The following is a 20,304-nucleotide window of genomic DNA, read 5'->3' as shown; positions in this document are numbered from 1 at the left end:
GGGCATGTGTTGAGCAGGCACGGCAGGGCGGTCACGCTGGGGTCCCTGGTGCTCCTTGTCTCGTCGCTGTCGGGGGCGCCGGCCAGTCAGGCCGGTACGGGCGGGTACGAGTCCGTCGCCTGTGCGGGCAACGCCGCCAGCCGCTACGAGCCGCCGCTGACCCTCCAGCCCCGTAAGACCCACAACCACGCGGACGTGAGCTACACCTGCACCACCGCCTCCGGCCACGCCATGGCGGCCACCGGCTCCTTCCATGCCGTCGCGCCGTCGGCGTCCTGCGTCTCGCTGTCCGGTGCGCACGGCACCGAGACCGTCCGCTATGCCGACGGCGGCCGGTCGCTGGTCGTCATCGACGGCGCCACCACCGTCCGCGTCGTGGGCGCACTGGTCGTCCTGCAGTCCGGCCGGGTGGTGGAGGGACGCGGCGAAGGCCACGCCGTACGCCGGACCGTGACCGCGCTGCCCCGGCAACTGCCCACGGACTGCCTGACCTCCGGCCTGCGGGGCACCGAAAGCGCCGTTCGGCTGGAGATCCTGCCCTAGCGCGATGTCACCGGGCGCGGCCGCGCTTCCGACGGCCGCGCTCTCCGACGGCCGCGCCCTCGAAAGGGCCAATGCCCGAACAGCCGTGCCAGGTCGCCCTACGGTCTCACGCTGTCACCCGAGTCCCGGGAGACCCGAGATCCAGAGAAGGGAGCCACCATGGCAACCGCCTCCCGTGCGGCGCTGACCGTCGAGGTCATGGAGATGCTGGCCCATTACGACCCCCGGTTGTGGGAGCTCATCGACCCGGACGTGCCGCCCCACCCCATCCACGACAACGGCGGCGGCCTCGGCATCGGCTTCCGTTCGGCGGTCGGCGGCGACGGGGCACGCCTCAACCCGCAGCCGCTGCCGCCCGGTCACGGCCTGCTGTCGGCCGTCCGCGACATGTCCGTCTCGGTGGCGGAGGCGACGATCGCCGCCAGCCTGGCCGGCCGCAAACCCGCCGAGGTCCTGCGGGAGGTCGGGGACGACATCTGCCCCGAGCCGCCGAAGATGCCCTGGCCGAAGAAGTGGCCCGTGCCCGTGCAGCTCCAGCCGCAGCTCCTCGCCGACCCCCAGCGCGTCTCCCCGGCCGTCCAGGCCACAGCCGCCCTGGTCTTCCAGTCCTATGCCCAGCGGACCAAGGACAAGTCCCTGAGCACGGCCTTCACCAACCTGGCCGACCGGTTGCTGGAGCGGGCGCTGAAGACCGCGAACGGTTCCGCCTGAGCCATGGCTCAGGCGTGCTGTCCGATGCGGTCGACCACCTGGATGTCCTGCAGAGTCCTGGTCTCCCAGTACCAGCCGGTCTGCACCCACTCGTCCTTGCCCACCTTCTTCGGAACGCTCCCCTTGGTGCGCAGGCCCAGGTAGTCGTACGTCCGGCGGTCGAAGAGGAAGGTCCAGTCCACCTCGGGATACGAGACTCCGACGGCGCTGCGGCCGGCGACGTCCACGTCGTCGTAGTCCAGGCGGATCCGCGGAAGCTTCGACATTGCTTCGAAGGCGGCGGCCTGCAGGCCGGGGGGCATCACACGCGGCCCCATGATCAGCATGCAGCCCTCGAAGAAGGCATGCATGTCGGCCTCGGGGGAGCCTTTCTGGCCGAACCTCAGCCGCTCCAGAAGCTTGTCCGGGTCCGTCGGCATCTTCTGGAGCTCGGAGTAGACGGTGGGAGGCGATCTCACCTCGTGCTCGCCGAGCGGAGGATCGTTGTGGACCTTTCCGTACTCCTCTCGCAGGGAGGGCTTGGAACCGTCCACCGACATCCAGCTCTCGTCGGTCCAGGTTCTGGTCCTGCCACCCTTCACCGGCGTCCGCGAGATGTAGGTCTTGGTGTAGAAGTACTGGTCATTGCGCGGCGGGGGCAGATCGCTGCCCTGGGTGCGGGACCTGTCAGCGGCCCTCAGCAGCACCTCCGTCGCGCTGACCGTGCTCAGCCGGGGCGTGCTCTCGCCCTCGTCCTCGTCGCCGCGTGCCACGACGACGGTGACGCCCACCGCCGCCGCGGTCATGCCGGCGAGGGTGGCACGGAACATGAGGCGTCGGCTCAGTTCACGGCCGCGGGAGGCGACGCTGCGGGACTCCTCGTCCATGGCGGCTTGGAGGCGGGTCCGGGCGGCGGCGCGGGCCTGGTCGGAGGGGCCGTTGCTGTCGGTGCCCCATTCACGCACCCTCGTCAGTTCATCCATGGTCGGTCTCCTTCCGAGATGCGGTCGAGGTGGTGCGAGCCGGTCTGCCGAGTGCCCGCCGCAGCCTGGTGCGGGCTCTGTGCAGGCGGGAGCGCACCGTGCCGACGGGTACGCCCAAGGCCTGCGCGGCTTCCTCGTAGTCGAGCTCTCCCCAGGCGATGACCAACAGCACGTCCCGGTACCGGGCGGGCAGTTCGGCGAGAGCGCCGGCCAGGGTGCCGTCCGTCCCCCCGGCGCCGAGCCTCTCGGTGACCGCGTCCTCGGGACCGCTGTCTTCGCGGCCCGGAGGCAGGGCCGCCATCCGCGACAGTGCCCGCAGCCGACGGGCCTCGTCCCTGCGGTGACGGCCGATCAGGTTGGTGGCTATGCCGTACAGCCAGGGCCGGGCGTGCGCGTGTGACAGGTCGTAGCGCCGACGGCGCTGAAACGCGATCACGAACGTCTCCGCCATCAGGTCGTCGGCGGTGTCGGAGCCCAGACGGCGTGCGATGTAGCGGTGGATGTCGTCGGCGTAGCGGTCGAAGATCACGGCGAACGCGTCGGGCGTTTCCCAGGACCGTTCGATGACCGAGCCGTCGGAGCTGCCGCTCGCGCCTGCCGCCAGGGCGAAGGCGGCACCCGCGCTCGGCAGGAGCGTCACGTCCTACCTCTGTGGTTCATGTCGTATCCCTCGAAGACCGGGTGTCATGGTCTCCTGCTGTTCGCTGACACCCGCCGCCGAGTTCCACCCCGCAGAGTGACGTGCCTCACACGCTACTTGGCGTACAGCTCCTCCACCTGAGCCGCGAAGTCCCGCATGACCGCCTCCCGCCGCAGCTTCATCGACGGCGTCAGATGGCCGTCCATCTCGGTGAAGTCGGTCGGCAGGATCGTGAAGCGGCGGATGGACTCGGGGCGGGAGACCAGCTTGTTGGCCTCGTCCACCGCACGCTGCAGGATCGCCCTCAACTCGTCGTCGTTCACGAGGAGTTCGGCCGGGACGGGGTGCTTGCCGTGCATCCGGCGCCAGTGGGTGACGCCGTCCATGTCCAGGGTGATCAGCGCGGAGACGTAGGGGCGGCGGTCACCCAGGACGATGCACTGCGAGATCAGCGGGTGCGAGCGGAGCCAGTTCTCCAGCGGTGCCGGGGCCACGCTCTTGCCGCCCGCCGTGATCAGCAGTTCCTTCTTGCGGCCGGTGATCGTGAGGTAGCCCTCGTCGTCCAGGGCGCCGATGTCTCCCGTGGCCAGCCAGCCGTCCGCCGACACCGGGACCACGCCGCCCGCCGCCGGGTCCCAGTAGCCGCGCAGCACCTGGTCGCCGGCGATGAGGACCTCGCCGTCCGCGGCGATACGGATCCGGGTGCCGGGCAGGGGCCAACCCACCGTGCCCAGGCGGGGCTTCAGGGGCGGGGTCACCGTCGAGGCGCCCGTCGTCTCCGTCAGGCCGTAGCCCTCGTAGATCTCGATGCCCGCGCCGGTGTAGAAGGCGGCCAGCCGGCGGCCGAGCGGTGAGCCACCGCAGATCGCGTACTTCACGCGGCCGCCCATGGCGTTGCGGATACGGCGGTAGACCAGGGGATCGTAGAAAGCGCGGGCCGTCTTGAGCGCCGCGCTCGGGCCGCCACCCGTGCCCGCGTGCCGGGCCTCCATCGCCTCACCGTAGCGCTCGGCCACCGACGCCGCGCGGTCGAAGGACGAGGCGCGGCCGCCCGTCTCGGCCTTGGCGCGGGCGCCGTTGAAGACCTTCTCCAGCATGTAGGGGATGGTCAGCAGACAGGTGGGGCGGAAGGCCGCCAGGTCCGGCAGCAGGTCCTCCGCCTTGAGGCTCGGGGCGTGGCCGAGGCGGACCCTGGCCCGGATGCAGGCCACTGCCACCATGCGGCCGAAGACATGCGACATGGGGAGGAAGAGCAGCACCGACGCCTCTTCGCTCGTCCTCGCCTTGAAGATCGGGTAGAGGAGCTCGATCGCGTTGTCCACCTCGGCGAAGAAATTGCCGTGCGTCAGCGCGCAGCCCTTGGGGCGGCCCGTCGTGCCCGACGTGTAGACCAGCGTCGCCAGCGTGTCCGGCACCAGCATTCCGCGCCGTACGCCCACTTCGCCGTCCGGCTGCTGCGCACCGAGCTCCGCCAGCCGTTCCACGTGCCCCTTCTCCATCACCCACATGTGCTGCAGGTCGGGCACGCGGTCCAGTTCGGGGCCGAGGGCGGCCGCCTGGCCGGCGGTCTCGGTGACCAGGGCCACCGCACCCGAGTCCTGGAGGATCCAGCGGGTCTGGAAGACGGAGGAGGTGGGGTAGACGGGGACCGTGACGAGGCCGGCCGCCCATGCGCCGAAGTCGAGGAGCGTCCACTCGTATCGGGTGCGGGCCATGACGGCGATCCGGTCCCCGGGCATCAGCCCCTCGGCGACGAGCCCCTTCGCCACCGCCTGCACCTGCTCGGCGAACTCGGCCGCCGTCACGTCCACCCACTGCCCGTTCTCGCTTTTACGGCTGAGGACCACCGCATCCGGGGCCGCGCCCGCGTTGTCGAAGGGCAGGTCCGCGAGCGTCCCATGGGTCACCGGCGGCGCGAACGGCGGAACGTACGCCTCCCGTACGACGCCGTCCAGCCGCCGCGTCTCGGGCTGCACCAGGGTGGGTCCGGGAGCGTCGTCATAGGCGGCCGAGGGGGCGAAAGAGGGAAGCGGGGTGGACACGGGCGGCTCCTGCGGCGGGCGTGCAGCGAAGAAACTGCTTGCTGCATGACGTACGTGCCTCGCGCACCGTGACGTTCACCTGCCGAGGCCTGCGGAAAGGGTTACCGCTGGTTAGGCAGGCGATCGTACGGGGCCCGCGTGTGGGGGTTGTGCGGGTTCGGGGGTGGTCCCGGGCCGGGTATGTGCAACGTCGGGGGTTATGTGAGGGGCATTCAGTTTCGCTCGAGGATCGCTGTCACACCTTGTCCGCCGGCCGCGCAGACGGAGACCAGTCCGCGCCCCGAACCGCCCTGCTCCGCCAGCAACTTGGCCAGCGTCGCCACGATTCGCGCGCCGGTCGCCGCGAAGGGGTGACCCGTCGCCAGGGACGAGCCCACCACGTTCAGCCGAGCACGGTCCACGGGCGCGAGCCCCCGCTTCTCCCACGCCGCCAGCGTGGCCAGCACCTGCGAGGCGAAGGCCTCGTGGATCTCGACGAAGTCGAAGTCGGGGAGGGTGAGTTCGGCCCGCTCCAGCATGCGGGGGACCGCGTACGCCGGTGCCATCAGCAGCCCGTCCTCACCGCCCGCGACATCGCCGCGCACGAAGTCCACGGCCGCCGTCTCGTATGCGGTGAGGTACGCGAGCGGTTCCAACCCTCTCCGGGCCGCCCACTCCTCGCTCGCCAGCAGCACCACCGCCGCCCCGTCCGTGAGCGGCGTCGAATTGCCCGCCGTCATGGTCGGGGCGGGCTGGTCGAGACCGAACACCGGCTTCAGCGCGGCCAGTTTCTCCGGCGTCGAACCAGGGCGCAGGTTCTGGTCACGGTCCAGCCCCCGGAAGGGCACGACCAGATCCTGGAAGAACCCGCGCTCGTACGCCGCCGCCAGCCGCTGGTGACTCGTCGCCGCCAGGTCGTCCTGGGCCGCGCGGGGGATGCCCCAGGCCCGGGCGGTGACGGCGGCGTGCTCGCCCATGGAGAGGTTCGTGCGGGGCTCGGCGTTGCGGGGGATGTCGGGGACGAGGTGGGTGGGCCGCACGCGGGCCAGCGCCTTGAGCCGCCCGCCGACCGACTTGGCCCGCCGGGCCTGAAGCAGGATGCGGCGCAGCTCGTCGTTGACGCCGAGGGGCGCGTCGCTCGTCGTGTCCGCGCCGCCCGCGATCGCCGACTCGGTCTGGCCGAGCGCGATCTTGTTGGCGGCGGCGATCACGGCCTGGAGGCCGGTGCCGCAGGCCTGCTGGATGTCGTACGCGGGCGTGCGCGCGTCCAGCTTCGAGCCCAGGACGGTCTCGCGGGCGAGGTTGAAGTCCCGGCTGTGCTTGAGCACCGCCCCGGCGACCAGCTCGCCGACCGCGCCCGGATCGCCGAGCCCGTACCGCTCGACCAGGCCGTCGACCACGGCCGTGAGCATGTCCTGGTTGGAGGCGGTGGCGTACGGGCCGTCGGAGCGGGCGAACGGGATGCGGGTGCCGCCGATGATCGCCACGCGCCGGACCGCCGGTGGTTTCACGGGACTCATCTCCACCCACTCCTCACGCCTACCATGCCTTACCTCGGGTAACCTTACTCCGGAGTCAGTACGGAGCGCACTGGGAGTTGGACTGACATGGCCGACCGCTATCTGAGCTTCACCGGCACCGCGCCCGGCCGCTTCCTCACCCGCCGCCTAGGGTTGCCGCAACCCGCACCGCTGAAACGCTGGTCACCGGAACGGGCCGGGTCGCCGGGCGACCGGCTGCTCCTCACGGCCGGCAAGTCGGACCTGCAGCTGACGGACCTGGGCCTCGACCTGACGGCCTCCTCCGAGAAGCCCGCCGCCCTGCTCCTGGACGCCACGGGAGTCCGGGACGTCGAGACGCTCGCCGAGGTGCACGCGGCTCTCCACCCCGCCGTGCGGTCGGTCGCCGAGAGCGGCCGGGTCGTGGTCCTCGGCGCGCCCCTGGACCCCACCGACCACCACCAGGCCGCCGCCCAGCAGGCCCTGGAGGGCCTCACCCGCTCGCTCGGCAAGGAGATCGGGCGGGGCAGGACCGTGAATCTCGTACGGCTGACGGACGCGCGCGCCGCCGAGTCGACCCTGCGTTTCCTCCTGTCCCCCAAGTCGGCGTACGTCAGCGGGCAGGTGATCGAGGTCGGTGCCTACGACGAGAGCGGGGCGCCCGCCGACCCCGACCGCCCCCTCACCGGCCGCACCGCCCTCATCACCGGTGGCGCGCGCGGCATCGGTGAGGCGGTCGCCGAGACGCTGGCCAGGGACGGCGCCCGGGTCGTCGTACTCGACGTACCGCAGGCCGAACAGGACGCGCGGCGCGTGGCCGACCGGCTCGGCGGCATCGCCCTCGCGCTCGACATCACCGCCCCCGACGCGGGCGAGCGCATCGCGGCCGCGCTGCCCGACGGACTGGACGTCCTGATCCACAACGCCGGGATCACCCGCGACCGACTGCTGGTCAACATGCCCGCCGAGCGCTGGAGTTCGGTGCTCGACGTCAATCTGGCGAGTGTGCTGCGCACGACGGACGCGTTGTTGGAGAGCGGGACGCTCAGGCAGGGCGGGCGGATCGTGGCGACGGCGTCGATCGCGGGGCTGGCGGGGAACGCCGGGCAGACCAACTACGGGGCGAGCAAGGCGGGCATCGTCGGCCTGGTCCGCTCCCTCGCGCCGCGCGCGCTCGCCGAGCACGGGGTGACTCTCAACGCGGTCGCGCCCGGCTTCATCGAGACGAAGATGACGGCCGCGATTCCCCTGTTCATCCGCGAGGCGGGCCGGCGTATGAACTCCCTCGCGCAAGGCGGGCTGCCGATCGATGTCGCCGAGACGACGGCGTGGCTGGCGCATCCGGCCTCGGGCGCGGTCAACGGCCAGGTCGTCCGGGTGTGCGGCCAGAGCCTGCTGGGGGCCTGATGCGGACCACGCTCACCAGCTCTCCGGCACTTGGCCCCCTCCTCGCGCGCGGCGCACTCCTCTCCCCCTTCAAGCGGCCCCGCCCGGACGCCGACTACCCGCGCACCCGGCTCGAACTGTCCGGTGTGCGCATCGACCTGACGCGGCTCGCCGCGTACGAGCGGGTGTGTGGCTTCCCGACCGGCGACGACTCGCTGCCGTTGACGTATCCGCATGTGCTGGGCTTCCCGCTCGCCATGCGGCTGATGAGCGGCCGGGACTTTCCGCTGCCGCTGCTCGGCCTCGTCCACACGTCGATCGAGATCACCCGGCACACGGTACTGACGGCCACCGGGGAGTACGAACTCACCGCGTACGTGGACGAGTTGGCGCCCCATCGACGCGGCACGGAGGCCGGTGTGGTCACCTTGCTGCGGTCGGGCGAGCGGGTCGTATGGGAGTCCAGGAGCACATATCTGGCCCGGCACCGCACCGACGGCCCTACGGCTGCGGCAGCAGCAGGAGCGGCAGCGGCCGTGAAGGACGTACCGGAGGAGCACAAGCCCCTCCCCGCCGTTGCCGAATGGCGGCTCGGCGCCGACGTCGGGCGGCGCTACGGTGCCGCTTCCGGCGACCGGAACCCCATCCACCTCCACCCGCTCACCGCCCGCCTGTTCGGTTTTCCCCGGGCCATCGCGCACGGCATGTGGACCGTGGCCCGCTGCCTCGCCGCGCACGGCACACCGGAGGCGGTGCGGGTACAGGCGGAGTTCAAGGCGCCGGTGCTGCTGCCGGGGACGGTGACGTACGCGGCGGAGGGCGGGCGGTTCGAGCTGCGGGGCGGCGGGGATCGCGTCCATCTGGCCGGGGACGTCTGTCCGCTCGCCTCGTGAGGGTCTATCCGCCCGCCTCGTGAGAGACGTCCGGCGGTGACCAGCGTCGGCCGTCCATGAGGTTGCCGAGGCCGGCCCACGCGAAGTTCATCAAGGTCGCCGCCGTCTGTCTCGCCGTCACACCCGGTGTGGCGTTGGCCCAGGCGGCGAGCGACTCGGCGGCGCCCACCAGGGCTTCGGCGAGGCCGGCGACCTCGCTCTCGGGGAGGTCGGGGTCGCGATGGGCCTCCCGGGCCGCCGCGAGGATCAGCTGTGTCACGAACGCGACGATCTCCGCGCGCATCGCGGCGACCTCTGCGGCGAACGGCTCGCCATGGGTGCGGGCCTGGAGGTGCAGGACGGACCAGCCGTCCGGGTTCTGCGCGGTGTGCGTGAAGAACGCGCCGAGCCCTTCCCAGAGTTGGCGGTCGGCGGGCACATCGCGCCGGACGCCCGCGCGGACGGCCTCGGTGAGCGCGGCCGCCTCCCGCCGGATGCAGGCCGTGAACAGGTCTTCCTTCGAGTTGAGGTACAGGTACACCAACGGCTTGGAGACGCCCGCGAGTTCGGCGATCTCGTCCATCGACGCGGCCATGTACCCCCGCTGGCCGAAGGTCCGCACAGCGGCGTCCAGCATCTGCTGCTCACGGACGGCCCGCGGCATCCGCTTGGTCTTCACGGCACCCATGCCCATCAGCCTACGGGCCGGGAGGGAGATCCCACCCGGCCCGCGACCACGCTGTCCTACTCCTCGCCACTCCCGTCGTCCTGGAACCGCGCCAACTGATTGGCCCACTGCCGCCCGTCGACCGACGGCAGGGCCGTCAGCCGGGGCAGCAGCTGCGCGGTGATGAGGGTGGACAGGGCCGAGGTGTCGGCGCTCGTGCCGTCGGTCCGTACGACCACCGGCTGCGGGGCCTTGCCGGCGAGCTTCGCGCCCACCTCCAGGCGGCGACGGGCGAGTTCGTACTGCAGGACGGCGCGGTTGTCGCGGTAGGCCGTGGCCAGGGCGCGCTGGGCGCGGGCCTCGTTCTCGGCGGCGATCAGACCGCTGCGGCCCCGCGTCTCGATCTCGAACCGCACCCGCTGGGCGTTGGTCTCCTGCTGCTCCAGCAGCTGGGCGACCTCCTCGCGGGCCCGGTTCAGCGCGGCCTTGACCTCGACGATCCGGGCGTCCCGCACCTTCTTGGCACGCTCGATGTCCATGCCCAGCTGGTCGATGCGGCGCTTGCGGATGAGCCCCCACTCCTGGTCGTACGCCGTGCGTTCCTTGGCGACCCGCTCCCGGGTGGCCAGGTGCTGCTGGTACTGCGTCGGCAGCTGCACGTCCGGGATGTTGGAGCCGGTGATGCGCACGCCGTAGCCGGAGAGCTGGCGGTTGAGCAGTTCCTGCATGTCGGCCACGTCGGAGCCGCGCAGGTCGTACGCCCGCTCCGTGCGCATCTTCCGCGCCCGCTGCCGGATCGCGTCCTGTACGGCACTGGAGAGCACCAGGTCGAAGTTGCCCGCGCCGATGGTGCGGACGAACAACACGGCGTCGGTGATGCGGAACTTCAGGAAGAACTCGATCGAGCGCAGCGGCACGTTCTCCTGCGTCGGGCAGGCCATCACCGGCGCGGAGTACGGGATTTCGGTGGCCGTGTCGACGACGAAGTCGACCCGGGACCACGGGTGCCACAGGTAGTGGCGGCCGGCGTCCAGGGTGCGGACGACAGCGCCGTAGCGGGTCAGCACGCCGTTGGTGCCCTGCTCGATCTCGACGATCGAGGAGCGCCACCACCACAGCGCGCCGATCAGCAGCAGCACAACGCCGCCGACGTAGGAGAGGGTGGCGAGGGCGCCGTAGGCGAGGTCCCCGGCGGCCGACTCGGCGTCCGCCTCTTGCAGGGACAGCATCACGCCCATGAGCAGGGCGTAGACGCCGAGCCACAGCGGCAGCATCCACCACAGACGGCGCCGGTGGCGGGGGATGATGACCGGGATCAGGGTGTCGGCCTCGCCGCCGCGCAGCAGTCGCGCGATGTCGCTCCAGGGGGCGACCTTCTCGGAGATGACCGACCGGCGGTGGGAGGAACGGGCGGTGCTCACTGGTCGGCCTCCTCGGAGACGTCAGAGCTGATGGAGCTGTCGGAGCTGTCGGTCGATTCGGGCTGGTTGGGCACCTGCGGCACCGTCGGCCGGTCGGCCGCCAGCAGCGCACCGATCTCCGCCTCGCGCGCGGCGATCCGCTCGGACACCTCGGCGAGACGTGCCCGCACGGCGGCCGTGTCCTCCTCGGTGAACAGCTCCGTGCCACGCTCGCCGATCAGCTCGCGGGCCAGCTCCAGGAAGTCGATCCCCGCGTCCGCCGTGCCGCCGATGCGCACCAGGCGCGGCAGATGGTCGGCGACCTGCTCCAGGGTGTCCAGCACCTGCTGCTGGTAGCGGTACTCCAGGATCTCGGGCGCCTCCGCCGCGGTCACCGCGCGGATGTCGAGGGCCTGCGCCTCCAGGAGGGCCGCGTTGGCCTTGGCCTCCGACTCGGCCTGGACGTAACGCTGCCGGGCGAGCGCCTCGGCGCGGTTAGTCTCGCGCTCCACGGCGGTGTCCATCTGCGCCTGGTACTGGGCGATGTCGGCCTGGATCGCGGAGAGAGTCTCGTGGCTGGAGGCGAGTTCGCGGGTGAGGTCGCCCTCGTCCTGCTCCTTGCGGAGCTGGAGCGCGTACTCATGCGTGTACGCCTCCTTGGCCACTCGCACCATCTCGGGCGCCGCCAGGTCCATGCGGTAGCGCTGGTCGGAGGGTTCGGCGTGGGTGATGTTGGCGTTGGTCAGCTCGACGGCCGGGCGGAACTGCTGGTTGAGCAGGTCCAGAAGGCGGCCGGTGTCCTCGCCGACCATGTCGTAGATCCCGGCGGCTTCCTGTTCGTAGACGAGGGTGCGGATCGTCTCGCTCACCGCGTTGCTCAGCTTCTCCTCGAAGCCGCGGACCGCGCCCAGCGTGTAGACGAACTCGGTCGGGTCGCTGATCCGGAACTGGATGAACAGGTCGATCGACGCCTTCACTCCGCCCTTGGTCGGTGCCTCGCGCACCGGGGCGTTGAACGGGTACTCGATCGTGGTGTTGACGATGTACGACACCCGCTTCCACGGGCTCAGCAGCACGATCCGGCCCGGGCCGACGACCTTCTCCAGCTTGCCGAAGCGAGTGATCATCGCCTGGCAGCCGTCCGGCACCATGACCATGCCCTGGCGCCACCACACGAAGGCGACGGCGAGCAAGGAGATGAGCCAGGAGTGCACGCCGAACAGCGGGTTGGTCAGCACGTCGGCACCGGACGCCCCCACGATGGCCGCGCCCACCACGCTCAGCACGAAGAGCATCAGCACCGGCAGCATGGAGAAGATCGAGCGGCCCTTGGGGATCACCATCGGGCAGATGGCGTGCACCATCTCGGCGCCCTCGCGCACCTGCTCGCTACGGCCGAGCGCCTCCCCGGCCTCGTCCAGCGGCACCGTCTTCTGCCGCATGACGGTGGCGGTGGAGCCACCCTGTTCGCGGGCGGCCGGGAAGTCGGCCGGGTCGATGCCCTGGCCCTGCGCGTCGTACCCCTCGCCGCCGTCGGTGCGTGTCCCGCGTCCGCCGATCTGCCGCTGCAGTTCCTCCTGCGCGGCCGTCCGCGGGTCGGTGCCGGATGCGACGGCCTCGGCCACGCGTCGTGCGCCCTGCTTGGCGCGCGCTCGTGCCACGGTTCCCCCTTGTGTTCCCTTGCCCGTTGGATGCGGGTCCTACTGCTGATACACCGGTCACCCCGATGTGGTTCCAGTCATCCCACATCATGATCCGGACAAAGGTAAGGGGGCGACCCGCACAGTTACCCATCGGTATCAGTTACCCATCGGTATCGCTGTCGGGTCGGAGAGACCGTACGGCGGCCCTACTAGGCCTGGGAAGAAGCCTGGCCCTGTGCCCGAGCCGCCTCGTCGACCACGTCGTCCTCCTGGCTGCGGTTGGACTCCAGGTTGGCCTTCACCCGGTCGACCTTCTGGACGATCTGGACGGAGGCGCGGTCGCGCTCCTTGCGCAGGACGACGAAGCTGATGGGGGCCGAGATCAGCAGGGCGAGCAGGATGATCCACATGCCGTTGGAGTCGCCGAGACCGCGCGGGGCGAGGCCGGAGTAGACGAGACCCCAGACGACCACGAGGCAGCCCACGAAGATTCCGAGGCGCATCAGTGTGTAGCGGAGCATCTCAATCCACTCTTCCGATTCCAAAAAGGGCCACTGCCCAGTGAAGCACGCAGCACCGACGATCTTGCAGGGGGGTCAGCAGCGGGGCAGCAGTGGGTCAGACGAGCGGCAGCAACATGATCACGTCGTCGCGGTCCTCGCCCGGTGCGACGCGGATGGCGCCCGGTATCCGGCCGACCTCCTTGTAGCCGCAGGAGCCGTAGAAGCGTTCCAGACCCAGGCCGCCCCGGCAGGTGAGCCGGATCGCCTCGATGCCGTCGATGGTGCGGGCGGCCCGCTCGGCGGCCGTCAGCAGGTCGCGACCGTAGCCCTTGCCCTGGTGCCAGGGGTGCACCATCACCGTGTACAGCCATGCCCAGTGCGTCATCAGCCGGTGCGTGTTGAAGGTGAAGAAGGCCGTCGCGGCCACCTCGCCCGTGTCGTCGTGCCCGACCAGCAGCCGGGTGCGCCCCTCCGCCATCTGCGCGAAGTAGCGCACCACCTCCGGCCGGATCGCCTCCCGTGTCACGGGCGGCACGAAGCCGACGGCGCCACCCGCGTTGGAGACGTCGGTCCACAGGTCGAGGATGCCGTCGCGGAGGGCGGGCGTGACAGCGGGGTCGAGTGTGAAAGTAAGGGACACCAAGACATCGTAACCATTACGACAACGCCCGCGCCGCCACTTTCAGATCCGAGACCAGCCCCTCGTACGCCGCCTTCCGGTCCGCGTCGTCCTGTGCCCGCAGCACCGACGACGGATGCACCGTCGCCACCAGTTTCTCCTGCCGGCCGTGGATCTCCCGCTCCAGCAGCGCCCCGCGCACCTCGCCGACCCGGAACGACGAGCCGAGCAGCGCCTTGCCCGCGCTCGCCCCCAGGAGCACGATCAACTCGGGCTCCACGACGGCCAGTTCGGCGGCCAGCCAAGGTCCGCACGCGGTCATCTCGCGCAGGGTGGGCGCCTTGTGGATGCGGCGCTTGCGGGGCTCGGCCTGCGTGAACTTGAAGTGCTTGACGGCGTTGGTGACGTACGCGTCCGCCGGGTCGATGCCGGCTTCCTCCAGGGCACGGTCCAGGAGCCTGCCCGCGGGGCCGACGAAGGGTTTGCCCTGGCGGTCCTCCTGGTCGCCGGGTTGTTCTCCGACGAGCATGACGCGGGCGGTCCTGTCTCCGGCGCCGAACACGGTCTGGGTGGCGTCCCGGTGCAGGGGGCAGCCCCTGCATTCGGCGGCGGCACGACGGAGGGCGGGGAGACCGCCGCGGTCAGGGAGGAAGGGTTCGGCGGTATAGGCGTCCTCAGGAGCCTTTGTGCTCACCATGGCGGACGAGTACCACGGCCCCGCCCCCGGAAATCACACCCGCATCGGCTGCGGGGACTCGCGACGCAGCGGGTCCGGGCCGTCGTACTCCCTGATGATCTCGTACCGCGTGTTCCGCTCCACCGGGCGGAACCCGGCGTCCCGGATCAGGTCCAGCAGATCCTCGCGGGTCAGCTTGTTCGGCGTGCCGTAGTTGTCCGCGTCGTGCGTGATCTTGTACTCGACGACCGAGCCGTCCATGTCGTCGGCGCCGTGCTGGAGGGCCAGCTGCGCGGTCTGGACGCCGTGCATGACCCAGAAGACCTTGACGTGCGGGACGTTGTCGAAGAGCAGCCGCGAGACCGCGAAGGTCTTCAGGGCCTCGGCGCCGGTCGCCATCTGGGTCCTGGCCTGGAGGCGGTTGCGTACCTTGCCGTCCTTCATGTCGACGAAGTCGTGCTGGTAGCGCAGCGGGATGAAGACCTGGAAGCCGTTCGTCTCGTCCTGCAGCTCGCGCAGGCGCAGGACGTGGTCCACCCTGTGCCGCGGCTCCTCGATGTGGCCGTACAGCATGGTGCACGGGGTCTTCAGACCCTTCTCGTGCGCCAGGCGGTGGATCCGGGACCAGTCCTCCCAGTGGGTGCGGTGGTCCACGATGTGCTGGCGGACCTCCCAGTCGAAGATCTCCGCGCCGCCGCCGGTGAGGGACTCCAGGCCCGCGTCGATCAGCTCGTCGAGGATCTCGGAGGCCGACAGACCGCTGATCGTCTCGAAGTGGTGGATCTCCGTGGCCGTGAAGGCCTTCAGGGAGACGTTCGGGAGGGCGGCCTTCAGCTCGCGCAGCGAACGCGGGTAGTAGCGCCACGGCAGGTTCGGGTGCAGGCCGTTGACGATGTGGAGCTCGGTGAGGTTGTCCGACTCCATCGCCTTGGCGAGCTTGACGGCCTCCTCGATGCGCATCGTGTACGCGTCCTTCTCGCCCGGCTTGCGCTGGAACGAGCAGTACGCGCAGGAGGCCGTGCAGACGTTGGTCATGTTGAGGTGCCGGTTGACGTTGAAGTGCACGACGTCGCCGTTCTTGCGCGTGCGCACCTCGTGCGCGAGCCCGCCGAGCCACGCCAGGTCGTCCGACTCGTACAGCGCGATGCCGTCCTCACTGGTCAGCCGTTCACCGGCCCTGACCTTCTCCTCCAGCTCGCGCTTGAGCCCGACGTCCATGCCCACACCTTTCTCCGACGACCTGTCCAACCGTACGCCCCCACCCTTCGGGCGGGAGGTGCCCCCATACGGCCCTCCGGGCCTACGCCTCTTCGGGCAGCTCTCCGACCCGGTTCTCCCACTTCGTGGAGAGCACGATCGTCGTACGGGTCCGGGACACGCCCTCGGTTCCGCTGAGCCGCCGGATGATCTTCTCCAGCCCGTCCACGTCGGCCGCGCGCACCTTGAGCATGTACGAGTCGTCGCCCGCGATGAACCAGCAGTCCTCGATCTCGCCCAGGTCCCGCAGGCGGTTGGCCACGTCCTCGTGGTCGGTGGCGTCGGAGAGCGAGATGCCGATCAGGGCGGTGACGCCGAGGCCGAGCGAGGCGGAGTCGACGGTGGCGCGGTAGCCGGTGATGACGCCGGCCGCCTCCAGCCGGTTGATGCGGTCGGTGACGCTGGGTCCCGACAGGCCGACGAGGCGTCCCAGCTCCGCGTAGGAGGCCCGGCCGTTCTCCCTCAGGGCCTGGATGAGCTGCCTGTCCACCGCGTCCATGCGATTCGAAGCCTTCCACTGAAGAGGGGTGAGAGTTCTGGGTGTTCCTGAGATGGGTGGTGCGTGGTGCGTGCCGCTCAGGCGGGAGGGCGGGAGCCGCCGCCGATCTCGCCCTGCCAGCGGCGGTAGAGGCCGTGCTCGACGCCCGCCGCGTCGAGGACTCGTCCGGCGACGAAGTCCACCAGGTCCTGGATGTGCGTCGCCCCCGCGTAGAAGGCGGGCGAGGCCGGTACGACGCTGGCGCCCGCTTCGTCCAGGGACACCAGGTGCCGCAGCGTCTGGCCGTTCAGCGGGGTCTCCCGCACGGCCACGACCAGCGGCCGGCGCTCCTTGAGCGTCACGCTCGCGGCCCGCTGCAGCAGGTCCTTGGACAGCCCCAGCGCGACTCCGGCGACACAGGCCGTGGAGGCCGGAACGATGAGCATCCCTTTCACCGGGTACGACCCCGAGGACGGCCCCGCCGCGAGGTCCCCGGCACTCCAGTGCCGTACCCCGTCGATGTCCACCTCGAAGGTGCCCGGCTTGCCGTCGGCCCCGCGCTCCAGCCACTCCCGCAGGTCGTCCTGCCAGTGGGCGTCCCGGAAGGAGATCCCGGTCTCGTCGAGCAGGGTGAGCCGCGAGGCCCGGGACACGACGAGGTCGACGCTCTCCCCGGCGGCGAGCAGCGCGCGCAGCACCGAGGCGGCATAGGGCGTGCCGGAGGCGCCGGAGACCCCTACGATCCAAGGCGTACGCCGCGTCTCTCCTGGCTTGACTGGGTTCACACCCCCGAGCCTATCCGGCGTCGCAGGGTGGGAACCGGTCAAGGGTGGTCGGGCGTTCCCCGGAGGGGACGAGCGAGTGACGGGGGGTGCCATGTCACACACACAGCCGGAGTGGTCCCGGGGCGACCGGGCGAGGGCCGCGGCCAAGCTGATGGTGGGCTGGGTCGTGCTGCTGTGGCTGGTGGAAGTGGTCGACGTGGCGAGCGGCCACGCGCTGGACCGCTTCGGCATCGTCCCGCGCGAGCCCGCCGAGCTGATCGACGTCGTGCCCGCCGCCTTCGTCCACTTCGGCTTCGCCCATGTGGCCGCCAACAGTGTTCCACTGCTGGTCATGGGCTTCCTCGCGGCCCTCGGCGGGCTGCGCCGGTTCCTCGCGGCCTGTGCGCTGATCATCGTGGCCGACGGTCTGGGTGTGTGGCTCATATCCCCGGCGCACACCAATACCGCGGGCGCCTCCGGCCTGATCTTCGGCCTCTTCGGCTTCCTGCTGATCAGCGGTTTCGTGGAGCGGCGGCCACTGGGTGTCGTGGCCGGCCTGCTGCTGGCCGCGATATGGGGCGGCTCCATACTGGCGGGCCTCGCCCCGACCCAGTCCGGCGTCAGCTGGCAGGGCCATCTGGTGGGGCTGGTGGCGGGGGTGGCGGCGGCGTTCGTGCTGCGGCGCCGGGCGGCCGGGCCGGCGCTCAGGGCCGGGGGCGCGCTTTAGGGTCGACGGGGAGGTTGGCGGTGGGGACGGTCAGCTTGCCGAGCGGGGAGTCGACGGTGAGGTCGGGGCCGTAGGGGATGGTGTCGCGGCCGCGGTAGCCGTCGGGGCCGGGGTTCCACATCGTGACGCAGTGGCCCTTCAGCGGGTCGAAGATCAGGTAGTTGGCAATGCCACGCGAGGCGTACCGGCGGGGTTTGACCTCGTAGTCACGGCGGATGCTGCCGCGCGAGACGACCTCGACGACCAGCTCGATGAGGTCGGGTGCGTACGCGATCTCGTTCCTCGCCACCTCCGATGCCGGAATGACGGCCAGGTCGGGGCAGAACTCGTTCTCCTCGTCGAACGGGAAGACGACATCGCTCGTCACACCCCACCGCGGTCCGAGCTGCGGTTCGAGGGCGCTCCAGAGCCGTTGGATCGTCGCTCCGTGATGCGGTGTGACGGGGCTCGCCATCACGCTGCCCTCGACGATCTCGGTCCGAAAGCCGGGGAACGCGTCCTCGAACCGGGCGAGCTGCGAGTGCAGACGGTTCATGGCCCGCACCGTATTCAGACCGTCAGACCCCGAACCAGAAGATCCAGCAGCGCACACCCGAACAGGGCAATCCCGATGAACCCGTTGACGCTGAAGAACGCCCTGTTCAGGCGGGACAGGTCGTGCGGGCGGACGATCGAGTGCTCGTACACGAACGCGCCGGCCACGATCAGCAGGCCCAGCCAGAAGAACGCGCCCGCGTCCGTGGCGAGGGCGTACCAGACGAACAGGGCCGTCGTGATCGCATGGCAGGCGCGCGCTGCCCAGATCGCCGCCGGGATGCCGAAGCGGGCCGGGACCGACATGACGCCGGTCTCGCGGTCGGCCTCGACGTCCTGGCAGGCGTAGATCAGATCGAAGCCGCCGATCCAGATGCCGACGGCGAGACCGAGGATCACGGCGTCCCAGGACCAGGTGCCGGTGATGGCCAGCCAGCCGCCCACCGGGCCCATCGCCTGGGCGAGGCCCAGGATCGCCTGGGGGAAGTTCGTGAACCGTTTGCCGTAGGGGTAGACCACCATCGGGATCACCGCGATGGGGGCCAGGGCCAGACACAGGGGGTTCAGCAGGGCCGCCGAGCCCAGGAAGATCACCAGGGCGATGAGGGCGCCCGTCCAGGCATGACGGACCGACATCGCGCCGGTCACCAGCTCGCGGTGGGCGGTCCGCGGGTTGCGCGCGTCGATCTCGCGGTCGATGATCCGGTTCACCGCCATGGCGAAGGTCCGCAGGCCCACCATGCAGATCGTCACCAGGAGCAGCCGGCCCCAGTGGATGTTCTTGTCCCACTGGAACATCGCGGTGAGCGCGGCGATGTACGCGAAGGGCAGCGCGAACACCGAGTGCTCGATCATGACGAGGCGGAGGAACGCCTTCGTGCGTCCTGGCTGCGGAATCGCGGCGGAGGCGCTGCTCACAGTCCGTACTCCTTCCAGCGGCGGTCGACCTTCGCCGCCGTCTGTGGGTCGGACTCCACCATGTCGGGCCAGCCGCCGTCACGGGTGTAGCCCTCCTCGGGCCACTTCTTCGTCGCGTCGATCCCCGCCTTGCCGCCCCAGAACTGCTGGTAGGAGGCGTGGTCGAGATGGTCGACGGGGCCCTCGACGACCGTGAGGTCACGGGCGTAGTCGGTGTTGCCGAGCGCCCGCCAGGCGACCTCGTGCAGGTCGTGGACGTCGCAGTCGGAGTCGACGACCACGATCAGCTTCGTCAGGGACATCATGTGGGCGCCCCAGATCGCATGCATCGTCTTCTGGGCGTGCTTGGGGTACTTCTTGTCGATCGAGACGATCGCGCAGTTGTGGAAGCCCCCGGCCTCCGGCAGGTGGTAGTCCACGATGTCCGGGACGATGATCTTCAGGAGGGGGAGGAAGAAGCGTTCCGTCGCCCGGCCCAGGGGTCCGTCCTCCGTCGGAGGGCGGCCTACGACGATCGACTGGAGCAGTGGCCGCCGCCGCATCGTCACGCAGTCGATCTTGAGGGCGGGGAAGGGCTCCTGGGGGGTGTAGAAGCCCGTGTGGTCGCCGAAGGGGCCCTCCGGCAGCATCTCCCCCGGCTCCAGCCACCCCTCCAGCACGACCTCCGCCTGCGCCGGCACCTGCAACGGCACCGTCTTGCAGTCCACCATCTCGATCCGCTTGCCCGCGACGAACCCGGCGAACAGGTACTCGTCGATGTCACCGGGCAGCGGCGCGGTGGAGGCGTAAGTGACGGCGGGCGGACAGCCGAAGGCGATGGCGACCGGCAGCCGCTCTCCCCTCCTCGCCGCCACCTGGTAGTGGTTCCGGCTGTCCTTGTGGATCTGCCAGTGCATGCCGATGGTGCGCTTGTCGTGGCGCTGGAGGCGGTACAGGCCCAGGTTCCGTACGCCGGACTCCGGGTCCTTGGTGTGGGTGAGCCCGAGGTTGAAGAAGGAGCCGCCGTCCTTGGGCCAGGTGAACAAGGCGGGGAGACGGTCCAGATCCACCTCGTCCCCGTGCAGCACGACCTCCTGCACCGGCGCGCTGTCCGACTTCACCTTCTTCGGCGGTACGTGCGTCATCGCGCCGAGCTTCCCGAAGGCCTCGCGGACCCCGACGAAGCCGTGCGGCAGTTCGGGCTTGAGCAGCCCGCCGATCTTGTCGGAGATGTCGCCGTACGACTTCAGGCCCAGGGCCTTGAGCAGCCGCCGGTCGGTCCCGAAGACGTTCATCGCGAGGGGCATCGAGGACCCCTTCACGTTCTCGAAGAGCAGCGCGGGACCGCCGGACTTCTGCACGCGGTCGACGATCTCCCCGACCTCCAGATACGGATCGACCTCAGCCTTGACGCGCTTGAGGTCGCCTTCACGTTCCAGCGCCCTGAGCAGGGAACGAAGATCGTCGTAAGCCATGGGGTCAAGTATCCCCGAGCGGCTACCCTG

Annotated in this window: 21 protein-coding genes; 5 read left to right on the top strand and 16 right to left on the bottom strand. The window is 70.4% G+C overall.

Going from position 1 to position 20,304, the window contains the following annotated elements:
- Window positions 1-6 precede the first annotated feature (6 nt).
- Entirely contained in the window at window positions 7-543 is a 537-nt protein-coding gene (locus tag EHO50_RS22565; protein ID WP_128432871.1) for a hypothetical protein, read from the top strand.
- Between the two features lie 159 nt (window positions 544-702).
- Window positions 703-1,254 carry a hypothetical protein gene (locus EHO50_RS22560; protein ID WP_128432868.1) on the top strand — a complete coding sequence of 184 codons (552 nt, stop codon included), beginning with the start codon at window positions 703-705 and terminating at the stop codon, window positions 1,252-1,254.
- An 8-nt stretch (window positions 1,255-1,262) separates the two neighbouring features.
- Here EHO50_RS22560 and EHO50_RS22555 read toward each other — a convergent pair whose 3' ends face one another.
- From EHO50_RS22555 to EHO50_RS22540, 4 genes are all read right to left on the bottom strand, one after another.
- Window positions 1,263-2,216, bottom strand: a complete 954-nt coding sequence (locus EHO50_RS22555; protein ID WP_128432865.1) for a CU044_5270 family protein — start codon at window positions 2,214-2,216, stop codon at window positions 1,263-1,265.
- Window positions 2,209-2,856, bottom strand: coding sequence for an RNA polymerase sigma factor (locus EHO50_RS22550; protein ID WP_246101337.1), 648 nt, complete (start codon window positions 2,854-2,856; stop codon window positions 2,209-2,211). Before EHO50_RS22550 ends, EHO50_RS22555 begins: the two co-directional genes overlap by 8 nt.
- A gap of 113 nt (window positions 2,857-2,969) precedes the next feature.
- Window positions 2,970-4,898 carry an AMP-dependent synthetase/ligase gene (locus EHO50_RS22545; protein WP_128432862.1) on the bottom strand — a complete coding sequence of 643 codons (1,929 nt, stop codon included), beginning with the start codon at window positions 4,896-4,898 and terminating at the stop codon, window positions 2,970-2,972.
- Window positions 4,899-5,110: 212 nt separating this feature from the next.
- Complete coding sequence (locus EHO50_RS22540; protein WP_128432859.1) at window positions 5,111-6,397, bottom strand: acetyl-CoA C-acetyltransferase; 1,287 nt, start codon at window positions 6,395-6,397, stop codon at window positions 5,111-5,113.
- A gap of 87 nt (window positions 6,398-6,484) precedes the next feature.
- Between EHO50_RS22540 and EHO50_RS22535 the strand changes: the two genes are divergently transcribed.
- Both EHO50_RS22535 and EHO50_RS22530 read left to right on the top strand, forming a co-directional pair.
- A complete protein-coding gene (locus EHO50_RS22535; protein WP_128432856.1) occupies window positions 6,485-7,783 on the top strand; it encodes a 3-oxoacyl-ACP reductase in 1,299 nt (432 codons plus the stop codon).
- On the top strand, window positions 7,783-8,655 hold the full coding sequence (locus tag EHO50_RS22530) for a MaoC/PaaZ C-terminal domain-containing protein (RefSeq protein ID WP_128432853.1): 873 nt from the start codon (window positions 7,783-7,785) through the stop codon (window positions 8,653-8,655). Before EHO50_RS22535 ends, EHO50_RS22530 begins: the two co-directional genes overlap by 1 nt.
- A 4-nt stretch (window positions 8,656-8,659) precedes the next feature.
- Here EHO50_RS22530 and EHO50_RS22525 read toward each other — a convergent pair whose 3' ends face one another.
- The 9 genes from EHO50_RS22525 to EHO50_RS22485 all read right to left on the bottom strand — a co-directional run bounded on the left by EHO50_RS22525 (window position 8,660) and on the right by EHO50_RS22485 (window position 16,662).
- On the bottom strand, window positions 8,660-9,322 hold the full coding sequence (locus EHO50_RS22525) for a TetR/AcrR family transcriptional regulator (RefSeq protein ID WP_128432850.1): 663 nt from the start codon (window positions 9,320-9,322) through the stop codon (window positions 8,660-8,662).
- 56 nt (window positions 9,323-9,378) lie between these two features.
- Window positions 9,379-10,722 carry an SPFH domain-containing protein gene (locus EHO50_RS22520; RefSeq protein ID WP_128432847.1) on the bottom strand — a complete coding sequence of 448 codons (1,344 nt, stop codon included), beginning with the start codon at window positions 10,720-10,722 and terminating at the stop codon, window positions 9,379-9,381.
- Window positions 10,719-12,362, bottom strand: coding sequence for an SPFH domain-containing protein (locus EHO50_RS22515; protein ID WP_128432844.1), 1,644 nt, complete (start codon window positions 12,360-12,362; stop codon window positions 10,719-10,721). The genes EHO50_RS22520 and EHO50_RS22515 overlap by 4 nt, the downstream gene beginning before the upstream one ends.
- 191 nt (window positions 12,363-12,553) lie before the next feature.
- The gene (locus EHO50_RS22510; RefSeq protein WP_128432842.1) at window positions 12,554-12,865 is read right to left on the bottom strand and encodes a DUF4229 domain-containing protein; all 312 of its coding nucleotides are present in this window, start codon (window positions 12,863-12,865) and stop codon (window positions 12,554-12,556) included.
- A gap of 97 nt (window positions 12,866-12,962) precedes the next feature.
- On the bottom strand, window positions 12,963-13,487 hold the full coding sequence (locus EHO50_RS22505) for a GNAT family N-acetyltransferase (RefSeq protein ID WP_128432839.1): 525 nt from the start codon (window positions 13,485-13,487) through the stop codon (window positions 12,963-12,965).
- A gap of 16 nt (window positions 13,488-13,503) precedes the next feature.
- Window positions 13,504-14,163, bottom strand: coding sequence for a UdgX family uracil-DNA binding protein (locus EHO50_RS22500; protein WP_128432836.1), 660 nt, complete (start codon window positions 14,161-14,163; stop codon window positions 13,504-13,506).
- Between the two features lie 33 nt (window positions 14,164-14,196).
- On the bottom strand, window positions 14,197-15,360 hold the full coding sequence (gene mqnE, locus EHO50_RS22495) for an aminofutalosine synthase MqnE (RefSeq protein WP_128432833.1): 1,164 nt from the start codon (window positions 15,358-15,360) through the stop codon (window positions 14,197-14,199).
- 82 nt (window positions 15,361-15,442) lie between these two features.
- Window positions 15,443-15,898, bottom strand: coding sequence for an Lrp/AsnC family transcriptional regulator (locus EHO50_RS22490; RefSeq protein ID WP_128432830.1), 456 nt, complete (start codon window positions 15,896-15,898; stop codon window positions 15,443-15,445).
- Between the two features lie 77 nt (window positions 15,899-15,975).
- Window positions 15,976-16,662, bottom strand: a complete 687-nt coding sequence (locus EHO50_RS22485) for a UbiX family flavin prenyltransferase (RefSeq protein WP_128432827.1) — start codon at window positions 16,660-16,662, stop codon at window positions 15,976-15,978.
- Window positions 16,663-16,753: 91 nt separating this feature from the next.
- Here EHO50_RS22485 and EHO50_RS22480 point away from each other — a divergent pair, with 91 nt between their 5' ends.
- Complete coding sequence (locus EHO50_RS22480) at window positions 16,754-17,368, top strand: rhomboid family intramembrane serine protease (RefSeq protein WP_128432824.1); 615 nt, start codon at window positions 16,754-16,756, stop codon at window positions 17,366-17,368.
- Here the strand turns inward: EHO50_RS22480 and EHO50_RS22475 are convergent.
- Genes EHO50_RS22475 through EHO50_RS22465 form a run of 3 tightly spaced genes read right to left on the bottom strand, consistent with a single transcriptional unit; the run spans window position 17,346 to window position 20,274 of the window.
- Complete coding sequence (locus EHO50_RS22475) at window positions 17,346-17,903, bottom strand: Uma2 family endonuclease (protein WP_128432821.1); 558 nt, start codon at window positions 17,901-17,903, stop codon at window positions 17,346-17,348. The two genes, EHO50_RS22480 and EHO50_RS22475, sit on opposite strands and share 23 nt — an antisense overlap.
- 14 nt (window positions 17,904-17,917) lie before the next feature.
- On the bottom strand, window positions 17,918-18,820 hold the full coding sequence (mqnP, locus tag EHO50_RS22470; protein WP_128432819.1) for a menaquinone biosynthesis prenyltransferase MqnP: 903 nt from the start codon (window positions 18,818-18,820) through the stop codon (window positions 17,918-17,920).
- Window positions 18,817-20,274 (bottom strand): menaquinone biosynthesis decarboxylase, encoded by a 1,458-nt coding sequence (locus tag EHO50_RS22465; RefSeq protein ID WP_128432816.1) that lies wholly within the window; start codon window positions 20,272-20,274, stop codon window positions 18,817-18,819. The genes mqnP and EHO50_RS22465 overlap by 4 nt, the downstream gene beginning before the upstream one ends.
- Window positions 20,275-20,304: the final 30 nt, after the last annotated feature.

It is taken from the genome of Streptomyces cyaneus (assembly GCF_004028635.1).
GTDB classification, from domain to species: Bacteria; Actinomycetota; Actinomycetes; order Streptomycetales; family Streptomycetaceae; genus Streptomyces; species Streptomyces cyaneus.
Note: the sequence above shows the minus strand (reverse complement) of the source record. Positions and strands in the feature narration are given on the sequence as shown.